At 68.8% G+C, this 14,501-nt stretch carries 12 protein-coding genes and 3 pseudogenes; 8 read left to right on the plus strand and 7 right to left on the minus strand.

Annotated features, from left to right (window positions below; genetic code table 11):
- The first annotated feature begins 7 nt into the window (after positions 1-7).
- The 5 genes from OG395_RS01480 to OG395_RS01500 are packed head-to-tail and all read left to right on the plus strand — an operon-like array spanning position 8 to position 5,853.
- Positions 8-1,111 (plus strand): choice-of-anchor M domain-containing protein, encoded by a 1,104-nt coding sequence (locus tag OG395_RS01480; RefSeq protein WP_327241238.1) that lies wholly within the window; start codon positions 8-10, stop codon positions 1,109-1,111.
- The gene (locus OG395_RS01485) at positions 1,108-2,643 is read left to right on the plus strand and encodes an anchored repeat ABC transporter, substrate-binding protein (protein ID WP_327241239.1); all 1,536 of its coding nucleotides are present in this window, start codon (positions 1,108-1,110) and stop codon (positions 2,641-2,643) included. The genes OG395_RS01480 and OG395_RS01485 overlap by 4 nt, the downstream gene beginning before the upstream one ends.
- 5 nt (positions 2,644-2,648) lie before the next feature.
- On the plus strand, positions 2,649-4,202 hold the full coding sequence (locus tag OG395_RS01490; protein ID WP_327241240.1) for a choice-of-anchor M domain-containing protein: 1,554 nt from the start codon (positions 2,649-2,651) through the stop codon (positions 4,200-4,202).
- Complete coding sequence (locus OG395_RS01495) at positions 4,199-4,930, plus strand: anchored repeat-type ABC transporter ATP-binding subunit (protein WP_327241241.1); 732 nt, start codon at positions 4,199-4,201, stop codon at positions 4,928-4,930. The genes OG395_RS01490 and OG395_RS01495 overlap by 4 nt, the downstream gene beginning before the upstream one ends.
- Complete coding sequence (locus OG395_RS01500) at positions 4,927-5,853, plus strand: anchored repeat-type ABC transporter permease subunit (RefSeq protein WP_327241242.1); 927 nt, start codon at positions 4,927-4,929, stop codon at positions 5,851-5,853. The genes OG395_RS01495 and OG395_RS01500 overlap by 4 nt, the downstream gene beginning before the upstream one ends.
- A 535-nt stretch (positions 5,854-6,388) precedes the next feature.
- On the opposite strand, the gene rpsR is transcribed toward OG395_RS01500, so the two are convergent.
- The 3 genes from rpsR to OG395_RS01515 form a co-directional block, all read right to left on the minus strand.
- Positions 6,389-6,667, minus strand: coding sequence for a 30S ribosomal protein S18 (rpsR, locus tag OG395_RS01505; RefSeq protein WP_327241243.1), 279 nt, complete (start codon positions 6,665-6,667; stop codon positions 6,389-6,391).
- A gap of 41 nt (positions 6,668-6,708) precedes the next feature.
- Complete coding sequence (gene ltrA / locus OG395_RS01510) at positions 6,709-8,049, minus strand: group II intron reverse transcriptase/maturase (protein WP_327241244.1); 1,341 nt, start codon at positions 8,047-8,049, stop codon at positions 6,709-6,711.
- Positions 8,050-8,594: 545 nt separating this feature from the next.
- Complete coding sequence (locus tag OG395_RS01515) at positions 8,595-9,794, minus strand: RNA-guided endonuclease InsQ/TnpB family protein (RefSeq protein WP_327241245.1); 1,200 nt, start codon at positions 9,792-9,794, stop codon at positions 8,595-8,597.
- Positions 9,795-10,027: 233 nt separating this feature from the next.
- On the opposite strand from OG395_RS01515, the pseudogene OG395_RS01520 reads away from it, so the two are divergent.
- Together OG395_RS01520 and OG395_RS01525 are read left to right on the plus strand one after the other, a co-directional pair.
- Positions 10,028-10,117 (plus strand): annotated as a pseudogene (locus OG395_RS01520) (transposase); the annotation flags it as partial.
- Positions 10,118-10,295: 178 nt separating this feature from the next.
- A complete protein-coding gene (locus OG395_RS01525) occupies positions 10,296-10,850 on the plus strand; it encodes a hypothetical protein (RefSeq protein ID WP_327241246.1) in 555 nt (184 codons plus the stop codon).
- A gap of 779 nt (positions 10,851-11,629) precedes the next feature.
- Here the strand turns inward: OG395_RS01525 and OG395_RS57950 are convergent.
- The 3 genes and pseudogenes from OG395_RS57950 to OG395_RS01540 form a co-directional block, all read right to left on the minus strand.
- A pseudogene (locus OG395_RS57950) lies at positions 11,630-11,755 on the minus strand (IS630 family transposase); the annotation flags it as partial.
- 357 nt (positions 11,756-12,112) lie between these two features.
- Complete coding sequence (locus OG395_RS01535) at positions 12,113-12,955, minus strand: alpha/beta fold hydrolase (protein ID WP_327241248.1); 843 nt, start codon at positions 12,953-12,955, stop codon at positions 12,113-12,115.
- A gap of 8 nt (positions 12,956-12,963) precedes the next feature.
- Positions 12,964-13,260: pseudogene (locus OG395_RS01540) on the minus strand (dihydrofolate reductase family protein); the annotation flags it as partial.
- Positions 13,261-13,443: 183 nt separating this feature from the next.
- Here OG395_RS01540 and OG395_RS01545 point away from each other — a divergent pair.
- Positions 13,444-13,677: an isocitrate lyase/phosphoenolpyruvate mutase family protein gene (locus tag OG395_RS01545; protein WP_327241249.1), complete on the plus strand. Its 234-nt coding sequence runs from the start codon at positions 13,444-13,446 to the stop codon at positions 13,675-13,677.
- A 254-nt stretch (positions 13,678-13,931) separates the two neighbouring features.
- Here the strand turns inward: OG395_RS01545 and OG395_RS01550 are convergent, their stop codons facing one another.
- Complete coding sequence (locus OG395_RS01550; RefSeq protein WP_327241250.1) at positions 13,932-14,147, minus strand: DUF6243 family protein; 216 nt, start codon at positions 14,145-14,147, stop codon at positions 13,932-13,934.
- Positions 14,148-14,501: the final 354 nt, after the last annotated feature.

The raw sequence follows: 14,501 nt of genomic DNA on the forward strand, positions 1-14,501 counted from the left end.
CCCCGTCATGCGGGCCCCCATCGCATCCCGTCCCGTACGAGCCGCCACTCTCGCGGTCGCCCTGTCGCTGCTCTCCGCCGTCCCGCTCGCGCACGCGGCCGATACGCCTCCGAGGGAGGCACCCGCCGGAGAGCGCACCATCCTGAACGGCGGCCACCTCGACCTGGCGGCCCGGCTGAGGAACGGACGGCTGGAGTTCCAGATCAAGGACGGGACGGTGCCCGGCTCCCTCGTCTGGCGCGAACCCTCCGACGTGCTGCTGCACTTCGATACCCGCCACGAGATCGTGATCCCGCCGCGCGAGGAGGTCCCGCAGTTCGAGGGGTTCGGGGAACCGGGCAGCAGCCTCTGGGTCGACAAGGACTTCGAGGTGAAGGAAGGGCTGCTCTGGCCCGGCTGGAACACTACGGAGATCCTGCCAGCGGACGTGTCGGGCGGGGTGAAGGTCACCTTCCCGAAGATCGAGGGACCAGGGCGATTCGTGCTCGGTCAGTGGGAGGACAACCCCGACCTGGGCGTGCGCATCGGCCTGACCGTGGATGGTGCGAAGCCCGATTCGGGGGCGGTCGATCTGCCCGCGTTCACGCACGCTCACCCGCTGTGGATCTTCAATGCCGAGGGCGTCTACCGCATCACGATGCAGATGACCGCCACCCTGCCGTCCGGCACCACGGTCTCCGACCGGGAGACCCTCGCCGTCGTGGTCGGCGACGACGTCGACCCCGACACCGTCGTACCGGGGGACGGCACGCCCCCCACCCCGACGCCAACTCCCACCCCCACGCCGACCCCGACCCCCACGCCCAGTACGGGGTCGCCCTCGGTCACGCCGACACCTTCCGCCACGCCCACCGTCATCACGAGCCCGTCCGCCACGCCCACCGAGCCGCCGAGCCCCACCGCGAGCCCATCGGCGTCGACGACCCTCTCCACCACGCCGGCCGCGAACTTCCCCTCGGGAGACGGCGGGTCCACCGGAACGAACACGGACGGGGGCCGCCTGGCGTCGACCGGTGCAGGCGTCGCCCTGCCGGCCGGAATCGCGGCCGCCGCACTCGCTGCGGGCGTCTCGGCAGTGGTCCTCGTCCGCCGGAAGAGGGCCGTCCGTTGAGCCGCGTACGCACCGGGGGCACGGTCACCGCGGTGCTCGTCGCGACCGCCCTGCTGGCCTCCGGCTGCCAGGCCGACTCCGGCGGGTCGTCCAAGGACGCCGCGCTCACCGTCTCCACGACCACCGCGATCATCGCCGATCTGGTGCGCAACGTCGGCGGCGACCGGGTCGACGTCGCCTCCGTCGTCCCGCACCACGGCGACCCCCACTCGTACGAGCCGAGCCCCGGGGACGCCGCCCGGATCGCCAAGTCGGACCTCGTCTTCAGCAACGGGCTGCTCCTCGAAGAACCCGGCATCATGAAGATGATCCATACCAACGCGCCCAAGAGGACGCCGAAGGTGCCCATCAGCGAGAAGTTGGAGCAGTACGGCGGCTCCGTCATCAAGCTCAAGGAGGACCTCGGCCTCAACGTCCTGTGGCTGGGATGGGCCGTGGAGGGCGAGGTCGCCGGTGACGGCTCCCAGGTCCGTACGACGGCGACGAAGCTCGAAGGGCCGGGCGACCTGCATGTCTACCTGACCGACACTCTCGGCACGCCACAGAGCTACATCGACTCCACGGACGGCTTCGACAAGAAGGACTCCTTCGCGCTGCCGCCGGAGGCCCACACACACGTCAACTGGGTCTTCAGCCGGCCCGGTACGTACCGCCTCACCGTCCAGGGGCAGACCGAGACTCTCGACGGGAAGACCACGCCCGCCGGCAGCGGGACCATGACCTTCGTCGTCGGCGACAGGACGGTCCCGCAGGGCAAGACCGTCCTGAACGGCGGTCACGCCGACGTTGCCGTCAATGCGCAGACCCGCACCGTCCAGGTCCGCTCCGACGACCCGACGACCGGGCGGCGTACCCACCATCCGGCCGACTCGGTCGTGCTCTCCGTCCCCGACCGGGCGAAGGCGTCCGTGCCCAAGGAGGAGACGTACCGCTTCCTCGGTCGTTCCGGAGCGGACATCTGGGTACTGCCCCAGGCCGTCATCGGCAAGCACGTGCACGGCGAGATGGACCCGCATGCCTGGGAGGACGTGGCAAACGCAGAGGCGTACGTCCGCCGCATCGAGGCCGAACTGATCAAGGCCGACCCGGAGGGCAAACCCGCGTACGAGCGGAACGCCGCACGCTACCTCAAGCAACTGGCCGCGCTGGACGACGAGGTGGCCCGGAAGCTCGCCCGCGTGCCGGAGCCGAACCGCAAGCTGATCACCACGCACGACGCCTTCGGCTACCTCGCCCACGCCTACGGCATGGAGGTCGCCGGCTTCGTCGTCCCGGTGCCGAGCCGTGAGCCGAGCGCCGCGGAGATCGCCGCGCTGCGCACCACGATCAGGGACAAGAAGGTCCCGGCCGTGTTCCTGGAGCCGAACCTCGCCGCGCGGGCGGACGTGCTGCGCCGGGTCGCGGAGGACGAGGGTGTCGGCATCTGCACCGTCTACGGCGACTCCTTCGACGACAAGATCCACGACTACGTCGCGATGATGCGCCACAACGCCAACGAACTGGCCCGCTGCCTGGGCCGGGAGGGGAGTTGAGCCCGATGAGGCTCGTACGGAACAGTAGGGTCGCCCTCGCGGCGGCGGGAGCGCTCGCGCTCGGTGGCACGGCCATGACCGTCCCGCCCGCGCCGCCGCTCGTCGTCGCCCCCGTCACCCTCACCGACGGCGTGCTCAGTCTGGGCGAGGGCGGGGTGATCGACGTCGACGACACCCACAAGGTGACCGGGCCGGACGGTACGGACCGCTGGGAGCTGAGCCCGGAATGGGACACGGCCCAGCTGACCTCGGGCTCCGTGCACTGGTCGCTGACCGGCGTCGCGGGGCCGGGCATCCTTCGGGTCACCGAACCGGACGACTCCGAGGTTGGAGGCGACCGCGAAGACGCGACCGACGGCGAGCCCCTCGTACGGTTCGACAGCTCGGACGGGCTGCCCGACGGGTACGACCTGCCGACCGCAGCGCGCGGCGCGACCCGCTGGTCGTTTGACGCGCCTGGAACGTACACGCTGATCTTCGCGGCCCAGATGCAAGGAGAGGTGGAGGATCGGCCCCTGGTGGCCGAGGCCTCATACACGGTACGGGTCGGGGATGCGGCCGTCGCCCAGCCTCAGCCCGAGCCGGAGCCTGTCGTGCAGCCCAGCACGGAGCCGGTGGAGACCGCCTCGGCGCCGCCCGTCGGCCGGCGGGTCGCCGCCCAGGCCCCGAACCTGCTCCCGGCCGCCGAACCGGTCGAGACCGCGAAGAAGGTCCTCGGCGAAGGGCACATCGACATCGCCGCGCGCGTCGTCGACGGCCGACTGCAGATCCACGTGAAGGACGGTACGGTCCCCGGGAAGACCGTGTGGCGGGAGCCCTCGTCGGTGGTCCTGCACGTCAAGCCGGGGGCGAAGAAGACGATCCCGGCGAACAAGGACTTCGCCTTCCTCGGCAAGGCGGGCGACCCGATCTGGCTCCTCGACCAGGTGCAGCAGCCGGGGCTGCTGTGGCCCGGCTGGTCCACCGACAACATGGCGGCCGGCGCGACGAAGGGCGAGGTCGAGTTCAAGCTGGTGAAGACCGACGGGCCGGGGAACTTCGCCCTGTACAACTACGACGGTCTTTCGGGCGCGACCGTCCGCTTCAACAGCGGCGACGGCGTGCCGGACGCCTTCGGCGTACCGCAGAACACCCACGCGCACGGCGGCTGGGCCTTCGGCAAGGAGGGCGTGTACCGGCTGACCTTCACGATGTCCGCCACACTCGCCGACGGGACGAAGACGAGCGACACGGAGACGCTGGCCTTCAGCGTGGGCGCGGGCGACCCGAACCAGGTGCCGCCCGGCGGAACCGGCGGAGGCTCGATGGGCGGGTCCACGGGTGGCTCCACCGGTGGTACGACAGGTGGCTCCACCGGGGGCACGACCGGCGGGGACACCAGCGGTTCGACCGGCGGCGGGTCGGCTACCGGCGGCGTCACGGGCGGATCCCGATCCGCTACAGGCGGCTCCATGGCGAACACCGGATCGAAAGGCACCCTGCTTCTCGCCGGTACGGCCGCCGCACTCGCCGTGGCCGGCGCGGGTACCGTCGTCCTCACCCGCAGGCGCACGTCATGAGCGCCCCCGAGCAGTTGCTCGGCGTCGACGCGGTCTCCGTCGTCCTCGGCGGCCGTACGGCGGTACGGGACGCTTCGCTGACCGTGTCGTCCGGTGAACTCGTCGGCCTCCTCGGCCCGAACGGCGCCGGCAAAACCACCCTGCTGCGCGCGATCCTCGGCCTCGCCTCACCCGCGGCCGGCAGCGTCGATGCGGTTGACCTGGTCGGCTACGTGCCCCAACGCCACGAGTTCGCCTGGGACTTCCCCATCGACGTGGCCGGCGCGGTGCTGAGCGGCCGCACCCGTACGATCGGCTGGCTGCGACGCCCCAGGGCGCACGACCGCGCCGCCGCCGACGAAGCGCTGGAACTGGCCGGCCTGACCGACCTGCGACGCCGCCCCATCGGCGAACTGTCGGGCGGACAGCGCCAACGCGTCCTCGTGGCGCGAGCGCTCGCCGCCGAACCCCGGCTGCTGCTCCTGGACGAACCCTTCACCGGAGTCGACGTCCCCACCCAGGAGCTGCTCAACGAGCTTTTCGGCCGTCTCGCGGTCGAGGGCAGAGGACTGCTGATGACCACACACGATCTGGCCGCCGCCGCCCGCACCTGCACCCGAGTGGTCCTCCTCAACCTTACGGTCGTCGCCGAAGGCGGACCGGAAATCCTCTCCGACGCGGACCAGATGCTGCGGGCCTTCGGACTCGACCGAGCCGTGTCCGCGGGCGGCGCGGAGGTGGCGGCATGACCGACCTGCTCTCCTTCTTCACCGATCCGTGGCAACTACCCTTCATGCGCAGGGCGTTCACCGTCGCTGCCATCGTCGGCCTGGTCTGCGGGGTCGTCGGCGTCTACGTCGTCCTGCGCGGCATGGCCTTCATCGGCGACGCGGTGGCCCACTCGGCCTTTCCCGGCGTGGCCCTCGCGTACGCCTTCGAGGGCAACCTGCTCGTCGGCGGCGCGGCGGCCGGCGTCACAACCGCCGTGCTCATCGCCTTCGTCTCGCAGAACAGACGGCTGAAGGAGGACACCGTCATCGGCGTCTTCTTCGCCTTCGCGTTCGGCCTCGGCATCGTGCTCGTCTCGACCCGCGACAGCTGGACGACCGACCTGTCGTCCTTCCTCTTCGGCCAGGTCCTCGCCGTCGATGCGGCGGACATCTGGCGGGTCGCGGCCATGGGCGCCGTGCTCGTGGCGGTCGTCCTCGCGCTCCGCAAGGAGCTGGTGGCGGTCAGTCTCGACCGCGAGACGGCACGTGCGGCCGGACTCCCGGTGCTTCCGCTGGACCTGACGCTGTACGTGGTCGTGACGGCGACGATCGTCATGTCCCTGGAGGCCGTGGGCAACATCCTGGTCCTGGCTCTGCTCATCACCCCGGCGGCCACGGCCCGGCTGCTGACCGACCGGCTATGGGCGATGACGCTCCTCGCCTCTCTGTTCGGCTGCGTCGGCAGCCTCGCCGGGCTGTACGTGAGCTACGCCAACGACCTCGCGGCGGGTGGCTCGGTCGTCGTCGTCCTGACGGCCCTCTTCGTCGTGGTCTGGCTGCTCGCTCCCCGTCACGGACTCGCGGCGAAGCTCCGTACACGGGGTAGGACTGTCGAGGAGGAGCAGCCGGCGGGCAGTCCCGCGCCGACGAGGACGCCCGCCGAGGTGTCGGCGGGGCGCTGACTCAGGACCCCGGGGCGGGCGGTGGTCGCAGCCACGGCACCTCCCGCCCTGGCTTGAGGGATACCTTCAAGGGATTGACCTGGCGGTGCGTCAGGGAAATCAGCAAGTGGTCGGTGTGAGTCCTGAAACACCTGGGGAAGTTGACCGGAACATGCCAATAATTCTGCCGTGGAGACCGCCCTTGACCTGAATTGACCAGGCAGGGAGCAGATAAATCGGGAGCTTCTCCGTGTTTCGTACCATGTTCAAGTCCAACATCTAGCATCTGGACATTTGTGCAGGTCGGATCCGTGCTGTCGGGACCTGGGTCAGCAAGTGGTCAGCATGGGGTCAAACCGTGCCCCTTCCGATGCCGACCCCCAGGCGTGAAGGTCGAGGCTGAAGCGCTTGCGCCGCCCGGTCGCGCCGGCTGGCCGAGGTGCGGTGGTGGGCACTTCGGATGAACCGCGCCCCGCGCCTGCCGAGCGAGGCCGGCCCGACCATGCATGCGGCCCCGCTCGAGGAGCGCAGGGTGCGCTGGGACCGACCTCCGCGTCTACCGTGCGGTGTAGGGCAGGAGCGCCGTCTCGCGGGCGTTCTTGATGGCTGCTGCGAGCTGTCGCTGCTGCTGGGCCGTCACCCTGGTGACGCGTCGGCTGCGGATCTTGCCGCGGTCGGAGATGAACTTTCGGAGCAGGTCGGTGTCCTTGTAGTCGATGTAGGTGATCCCGGCCGCGTCGAGGGGGTTGGGGCGGGACTTCAGCGGCTTGCTGGGATTCTGGCGGCGTGTCGATCGGGTAGGCGGGCCGGTTTGCCCGGCCCGCCCCCACACCACCGGACATGCGGGCCCGCATCCGGCGGTTCGTCCAGCTGATCTCAGGCGAGCTTCAGGCGGGACCACGAGCCCTTGAACGACTTGTAGCCCTGCGCATCCCAATAGGCTTTATTCATAGCGATTTCCAGTGGTTTCAGGTGGGAGGCCCGCCAGTATCGCTTGCGTTGCACTGCAACGCCTTGCTCCTGGTCTCCAAATTCGTAACCGAGCTTCTGGAGCATGGAGTTCTTGCGCTGACTGGTCTTCCACTGCACCCACTGGGCCTGCCGTAGCCTGCGGCGGGTCCAGTGATCAATCTCCTCGAAAACCCGAAGGCTGTCGGAGAGACTGAAGTAGGCCACCCAGCCGACCGAGAAACGGTTGAGTTTGTCCATCCTGTGGGCCATCGATACGCCCCACGTCCGGGAGGTGACTCGCCGAACGGTGGACTTTAGCCGTCTCACGGCCTTCCGGTCCACCCGGATCTTCACCTGCCCTTTGGCGAGGTAGTACCCGAATCCCAGGAGTGACGTCCACCAGATGGGGCACGCCTTCGACTTCTCACGATTCACCCTCAGTTTCAAGGTCTTCTCAATGAAGGCCGTGACCGAGGCGAGGGTCCGCTGCGCCGCTCGCTCGGACCGGACGAAAATCATCACATCGTCCGCGTACCTCACGAACCGGTGTCCGCGTTTGAAGAGTTCGCGGTCAAGGTCGTCCAGCATGATGTTCGACAGCAACGGGGACAAAGGGGAACCCTGCGGGGTCCCTTCCTCGTTCCTCACCATCACGCCGTCGCTCATAATCCCGGCTTCCAGGTACCGCCGAATCAACTTCAGGACCTTTCTGTCCCTCACCCGGCGAGCCACCCGCGCCATAAGCGCATCGTGATTCACTCGGTCGAAGAACTTGTCGAGGTCCAGGTCCACGGCCCAACGGTTTCTGTCCTGGACGGCCCGGCGACCAACCCTTACGGCTTGGTGGGCCGAACGCCCTGGTCGGAACCCGAACGACGCCCCAGAGAAGTGGGGATCGAAGACGGGCACGAGGGCCTGCGCAACTGCCTGCTGGATCAAGCGATCCAGCACCCGTGGGACACCTAGCATCCGCTCCCCACCATTCGGCTTAGGGATGGTCACCCGACGGACAGGAGCGGGCTTATATGTCCCCGCATCGAGCTCAGCCCATACCTTGGGCCAGTTCTGGGCGATCCATGGCCGGAGTTCATCCGTCGTCATCCCATCAACGCCGGGGGCACCCCGGTTTGCTTCGACGCGCCTGAGCGCCGCGAGAAGGTTCTCCTTCGAGAACACCGTCTCCCAGAGGGAGACCTCGCGGTGATTGTTGTCCGCGTGTAGCGCCGGCTGGTCACTGCGCCCCTTGGGCTGGGCGGTCGTATGCACCGACCCCGTCACCCCAGGGTCTGCCGGGGCAGATTTACGGCGGTCATCGTGACCTGCGCGAGCAGACACCCTTCTTCCAATCCGCTAAACGTTCGGCCCTTCCCGAGTCCTTGTCGGCCTACTGCCTTTCCGTCTCGGTACTATGACCTCTGCTGACTTCTGTCCGGCAAACCAGTGCCATTGCTGGCATCGGTCGTCACAATCGCGGCCGACACACCGTTACAGGTGACACCCGGGCAGACCTCCCCGAATAAGAACAGCAACTTTCCCCGGATCGCCGCCGCATATACTCTGCGTCTTTCTTGGTGAGAACGGGCTTCGATGCAGTCAGCCACCTTGCCCAAGACGCCTAGCCTCAAATGCGGTTCTTGTACATCGGTACCCGGTTTTGCCTCCGGCTTCCTTCGGACCCCACCTCGCGATGACGCCCTTGCCGTTCGGCTAGCGAGTTAGTCTCACCTCTTCTCGTCGGGACTTTCACCCTTTAGCTGCTGCCCATGTCGGGCGTACTGACTCCTCCACCCCGTGAACGGGGTGGCTTCTCGCTATGCCGGTTGGGCTTCGCGACGGACCAGCCCGGCCCGTAGGACGTTGAGAGCCCCGACTGTGTCCGCGTGCGCGCTGTGGCCACACAAGACGCAGTGGAACGTCTCCTGTGTGGGCCGGTTCTCCTTGGCGGTGTGCCCACATTCGGGGCATCGCCGGGAGGTGTTGCGGGGGTCCACGGCGATCACTTCCCGCCCGGCACTCTCAGCCTTTGCATTCAGGATCGCGAGGAACACCCCCCATCCGGCATCCGATATCGAGCGGTTCAGCCCGGCCTTGGCCGCTGCCCCGTTGGGCAGGAAGCTGCCCGGCTGGTCGGGGTCGGGCTTCGGTTCGGGGGCCCTGCTCATGTTGCGGATCTTAAGGTCTTCGTGCGCGATGAAGTCGTGTTCCCGCACGAGGCCGAGGGCGGTCTTGTGGGCGTGGTCGAGGCGCTGGCACCGCACCTTGCGGTGCAGACGTGCCACAGCCTCTACCGCCTTGCGGCGGCGCTTGCTTCCGCGCTTGCACCTGCTCAGTGCCTGCTGAGCTGCTTCGAGCTTCGCTGCGGCCTTTCGCCCGTGACGCGGGTTGGGCACGAACTCGCCGTTCGAGCCGGCGAGGAAGTTGGCAATGCCCAGGTCGATGCCGACCACGCTGCCGGTCGCGGGCAGCGGCTCGGGCCGGGGCCGCTCGGCCGTCAGGACCACATACCAGCGCTTGCCCTCACGCTTGACCGAGACCGTCTTGACATGGCCGACCACCGTCCGATGCCGGTGCACCTTGACGTGCCCGATGCCCTGAAAGCGGACGCGGGTGACCGGGTCATGCGCGGTGGAGTCCCACCGGCAGCCGTCACCGTCCTTGGGGAAGTCCACCGTGTCGAAGCGGCCGATCCCCCTAAAGCGCGGACAGCCCGGCTTGTCCCCGGCCTTGATGCGCCGGAAGAACGCGGCGAACGCCTTGTCCAGCCGGCGCAGGGTCGCCTGCTGCGAGGAGAACGACCAGCGGCCCTGACGCTCCGGGTCGCATGCCCGGATCTCCTTGAGCTGCACGGACTGCTGCCCGTACCGGACCGTCGTCTTCGAGACATGCCGGTAGGCGTCACGACGCTCTTGCAACGCGCCGTTGTAGAGCGAGCAGTGATCGCGCAGCATCTCACCGAGCGCTTGTTCCTGCCGGGCGGTGGGCCGCAGGAGGAACGTGTACGCACGGATCATTCAGCCCACCCCTCCGACTCGGATCGACCTTAACCGTAACATTGGTTCATGTCACCACGTTGGGAACCAAACCCCGACGTACGGCGCGGCCGTCACGTCATCCACCACCTCCACACGCAATTGATGTTCGTCACCAGGTACCGGCGGACCGTCTTCAACGACGAGATGCTGACACGCTGCGAAGAGAGGAGTTCACCGGCCACGTCAACCAGGCCATCATGCACGGCCGCTTCTGGTCCGGCTCCTACTTCGCGGGGTCATGCGGCGGCGCACCCCTCCACGTGGTCAAGGACTACATCGAGAACCAGAAGCGGCCCGACTGAGCGCGGCTCCGCGGGCGAGGCATTCCGGAGCGAAACCGCGGCGCTCCGCGCCGCAGGGTTCAGGATCGGATTCCCTCCCCGCCTGAAGGCGGGGATTCCCTCCGAAGAAGAGGGATGGAATACCAGATCCTGGGCAAGGTGGGGGGAAGCAGTGGCGGAGCGTCAGACATCTCTTGTATTGGCAAGCGCGCTCCTGCTGGCGGCAACTGCGGTCACCGGCGGCGCCATCGGCCCCGTCGCCGACGCGAAGGCCGAGGCCTCGAAGACCCCCGAGATTCACACTGACACCGAGCCGCTGGCCAAGCGCCTACCGAAGCTCGGTCGGATCGTCTCGGCGCACTGGCAGCAGGGCGCTCCCGGCTCGGACAGCCGAGTGCCCGGCCCTACGGACTACTACGTCAGCGCCCTCATGAAGCTCGAACCCGGGTCGGTGGCTGTCCTGACCGCGTCCACACAGATGCAGCCGGCGGTCATCGCGACCGAGCCCGAAAGCATCTCCATTCCCGCCGAACTCGCCGAGTTCGCACCGGCGGGGGCGCAGTGGGTCCACAGCAGAGTGCTCGACGAGAGCTTGGTGCGCGCCGACTCTGCAAAGCTCTACTTTGACTCGGCCTCGGACACCGTCTACCTCTCCGCCACCAACGTGCACCTGCCGAATGCCGTCACGGTCCACGTCGGCCCGGACGGCAACCAGGTGACCATCACGCCCACGCCGTCGGCAACCACGCCATGAGCGGCCTCCAGAGCCAGGCCATGCCTCTCTGATCATCTGACGCGTTAGCTTGGTATGGGTGCTTGCGGGGGTCTGACCGACGAGGAATGGGCTCGGCTGGAGCCGCTTCTGCCGGTGAACAACGGACGTTGTGGCAGGTGGAGGGACACCGATCTCGGAGCGCTTCACTCGCCCGCACAGGAGCGGGGGGTGGCGTCGGTCGCAGCTTGTGACACCTGGTGCGGTTCACTGGCTTCGCCCGCCGGGTGCCTGGCCCGGGGCGGGAGGCAGCAGTTGCTGTGGTGCCGCCTGCGGGGTGTGCTCTTGCTGCCGTACAGGCGGGCACTGTTGCGCTTCGGCGCGAGCAAGGGCTGTGCGGCTTCGGCGCGGGCGCGGTGGTGGATCCGGTGGGCGGCGGGTGTGGTCGAACTGCGGGGCGATTTGGGGGCCCAGGCCGGGGTGAAGGTGCGGTACGCGAGCGGTATCGACTTGTCCGGGTTCGACGGGTCGCCAGGAATGCAGTGGTCGCGAATGGCGGCCGCGGTGACGGCGGTGTCGGTGAGGGGCGGGGCGGGGTGTCCGTGGAGGGTGCGGGTGAGGTAGCGGCGGGCTTCGGCGAGCAGGTGACGGTGGCGAAAGCGGCCGCCGTGGTGGACCGAGACGATCGCGGTGATCTCCAGGGCTGCGGCCGCGACGTCCACCGCGGTGCGGACCGCGGTGCGGACCGTGGTGCGGATCGCTGCGGCGGCGAGGCGGGCCAGGCGCAGGAGATTGTCGACGACCTCCTCGCCGACCAGGGCCCGCAACTCCCGGGCATTGCACGGGACTTTCGCATCTTCCTCGAAGAGATCAACGGCCCGCATCCGTACCTCTTCCCGACGCTTGCGCTGCTCGGCGGTCAACCCGCCCCCGTCCGGATACCGCATGCATCCGGCGTACCAGCTCGGACACGTCCCCTCACCAGCCCCGGCACAAATCCAGACCCCAAGACGCAGAAGTCAGTAATGCACCGGCCCGAAGATCGTGATCTTGCTTGTGGGATGGTGTGGTCTGGAGTGCTCCGGTTGGTTGTGGCCGCGCTTCCGTGATGACTACGACGTTCGACGTGGAGCGCTGACGGCAGAAGCTGTGGGTTGAAGCTGTGGGTTTACGGGACATGGATCGAGAGAAGCATCCTGGACAACCTCGGGCTGGAATCGTGCCGATCGCGGGCGCGCGGGCGGATCGAGCCTCCGACGTCCACTGCTGCGTGGAGGCTGGACCCGCGCGGTACCCGCCGTTCCCTATCCGAGCGTGAGCATCGCCTCGGTGACCTCGCCGACCGCCGCATCGGGGATCGCAGTGGCGGCCTCCTTGAGGACGAGCAGTCGTGCCCCGGGGATCTCGCGCGCGATCGCCTCGCCGTTGCCGACGGGGAAGAACCGGTCGCGGCGGCCGTGGACGATGAGCGTGGGGACCTCGATCTCGGGCAGGCGCTCGCGCCAGCGGGGTTTGCAGTCGAGCCTGGAAAACACCATGCCGATCTGGTTGGCCATCTGGACCGGGGGTGCAGTGCTGGGCGTGCGGTCCCAGATGCGCGCGGCGATCGCGCGCGTGGCGACGGGGTCATCGCCGAGGATCTCCGCGCCGACGGCGGCGAACTCCGCAACCGCCTCGCGGTCGGTCCAATCGGGCATCAGGCGCGCGAACAGTCGGCTCATCGTCGCCTGGTCATGGTCGGGGAGGTCATCGTCGGGCGGGCCAGGCGCAACCGCGCGGGTGCCGGCCAGGGTGAGCGCCGAGAACGCGTCCGGATGGTCGAGCACGGCCACCTGGGCGACCATCCCGCCGACGCCGATCCCCGCGAGGTGCGCGGGCCCCCCGCCGAGCACGCCGGCAAGGGCCGCCGCGTCGGCGGCGAGGTCGCGCAGGGTGTAGGCGGGCGCCTCCGGATCCGTCATCGTCGACTCCCCGCTGTCGCGCAGGTCGTAGCGCACCACACGGCGCCCGCCAGCGGCGAGGCGCTCGCACAGCGCGTCGGGCCAGGAGAGCATCGTCGTCCCGCCCGCGAGCAGGACGAGTGGCGCGTCGTCGTCACCGAACGACTCGATACCCAAGGCGATCTCATTGGCATGGACAGTGGTCATCGGATCACCGGAAGCGAGCTCGGCACGACGGCGAACGCGGGCTTGCCGACCTCGCCAGCACCGTAGCCGGACGTGTCGTCCCAGCCTTTCGTCCCGTCGACCACGTCGAAGAGGCGGCGGCCGAGGACGACGGCGCCCGAGCGGGCGGACCCCTTGCGCAGGACCAGGCGGTCGTCGGGGTCGTCGGAAAACGCCCACGTGCGCAGGGCCTCGCCGCCGGTGCCCGGCCCGTTGTCCGGGCTGGGGTCGGGTCCGGTGACGAAGCCGTCGATGGAAACCGAGATGTCAGCGATGATTCGAGTCATGCCAGGGCAGACCCGATCCGCCGCCCGAACTCATCGCTCGCGCAGCCGACCAGCTGCCGCACGTGCCCCGCCCCGGTGCAGGTCGGGGCGGGGCACGGCGCGGTCAGACAGCCGGCAGGGCGGTCGCAGCGGTGTTGAACGATCCCCGCACCATGACCAGCCACGAGGACTACGCGGCCTGGGATGACCGCCCACGGCCACGGCGACGGGGATCATCTGAGCCGCGACCAGGCACTGGGCGCGATCTCCCGGATCACGGCCGCTGTTGACGTGCCGGTCACCGCCGACATCGAACGCGGCTATGCGACCGATCCCGCCGGTGTGGGCGAGACCGTGCGCAGCGTCCTGGCGGCCGGAGCCGTGGGCAAGCCCTCGCTCCCTCAGCCGCCCGCCTCAACGTTGCGGGGCAGGCCTTAGCTGCGGTGTCGCCCGGGCTGGGCACGGGGAACGCGCTGAGCTGCTGGTGCAGCTCGGGGTGGTGGCGGTGACGGGGCTGCCGAATCTGCGGCTGCCCCGGGTGGTCAGCTGAGACGCGGGTGGTCGGCCGCGAGCTGAGCGGGACCGGCCGCGCCCGGTACGGCAGCAGAGCCCCGATACGGCAGCAAGGGCCCGGACCGCGCGTCGCGGTCCGGGCCCTGCCCCGTGCGGTGCCGCCCTGCGGCGGCGGTGCGTCAGCTCTGTGCGGTGTCGTCGCCCGCCTGCCCGGCGACCTCAGCTGCGCCTGCCTTCTCGCGCATCTTGCGCACCAGCTCCGCCTTCTGGACGGCTGCACTCTGGCGGTCGAGGTTGCGGTGCGGACCGTTGTTCTGCCGTTCGGCGCGCGACAGCTTCTTGCGCTGGCCGCCGCCCATGCCCACGGGATTGTTGATGTTCTTGCTCACGGTCACGGGTTCTCCCGGTAATGATGTGAAGTGATCTACGGATTCATCGGTGGGGGACGGGCGGCGACGTCGAAGGACGTCAGCAGGTGCCCATCACGCTCTCACTCGTAAATCGGCGTCTGGAAGAACCATGACAAAGACGTTACCCGGTTCCGTCGGCCCCGCACACCAACCTTTTCGGTTCCCCGGCATCGGCCGGGCCTTCGGCGAGCGCCCGGGGCCAGCCGTTTCCTTCCGGGAATCTCAGCACCGCCAGCACCCGCCGGTGGTCGCCGCCCGCCCGGGGCAGGTCCAGATGGGCGTTACTGGGCCGCCGCGGGCGTAGTCAGTGGTCGCGAGCACACTGACGGCATGAGAGAT

The sequence above is a fragment of the Streptomyces sp. NBC_01320 genome, assembly GCF_035974375.1.
In the GTDB taxonomy this organism is placed as follows: domain Bacteria; phylum Actinomycetota; class Actinomycetes; order Streptomycetales; family Streptomycetaceae; genus Streptomyces; species Streptomyces yanii.

What these genes read in the sequence shown, in the direction of transcription:
- OG395_RS01480 (WP_327241238.1), top strand. Translation starts at nt 8, where the DNA reads ATGCGGGCCCCCATCGCATCCCGTCCCGTACGAGCCGCCACTCTCGCG.
- OG395_RS01495 (WP_327241241.1), top strand. Translation starts at nt 4,199, where the DNA reads ATGAGCGCCCCCGAGCAGTTGCTCGGCGTCGACGCGGTCTCCGTCGTC.
- OG395_RS01545 (WP_327241249.1), top strand. Translation starts at nt 13,444, where the DNA reads ATGACCGCCCACGGCCACGGCGACGGGGATCATCTGAGCCGCGACCAG.
- OG395_RS01490 (WP_327241240.1), top strand. Translation starts at nt 2,649, where the DNA reads ATGAGGCTCGTACGGAACAGTAGGGTCGCCCTCGCGGCGGCGGGAGCG.
- OG395_RS01500 (WP_327241242.1), top strand. Translation starts at nt 4,927, where the DNA reads ATGACCGACCTGCTCTCCTTCTTCACCGATCCGTGGCAACTACCCTTC.
- OG395_RS01515 (WP_327241245.1), bottom strand. Translation starts at nt 9,794, where the DNA reads ATGATCCGTGCGTACACGTTCCTCCTGCGGCCCACCGCCCGGCAGGAA.
- OG395_RS01535 (WP_327241248.1), bottom strand. Translation starts at nt 12,955, where the DNA reads ATGACCACTGTCCATGCCAATGAGATCGCCTTGGGTATCGAGTCGTTC.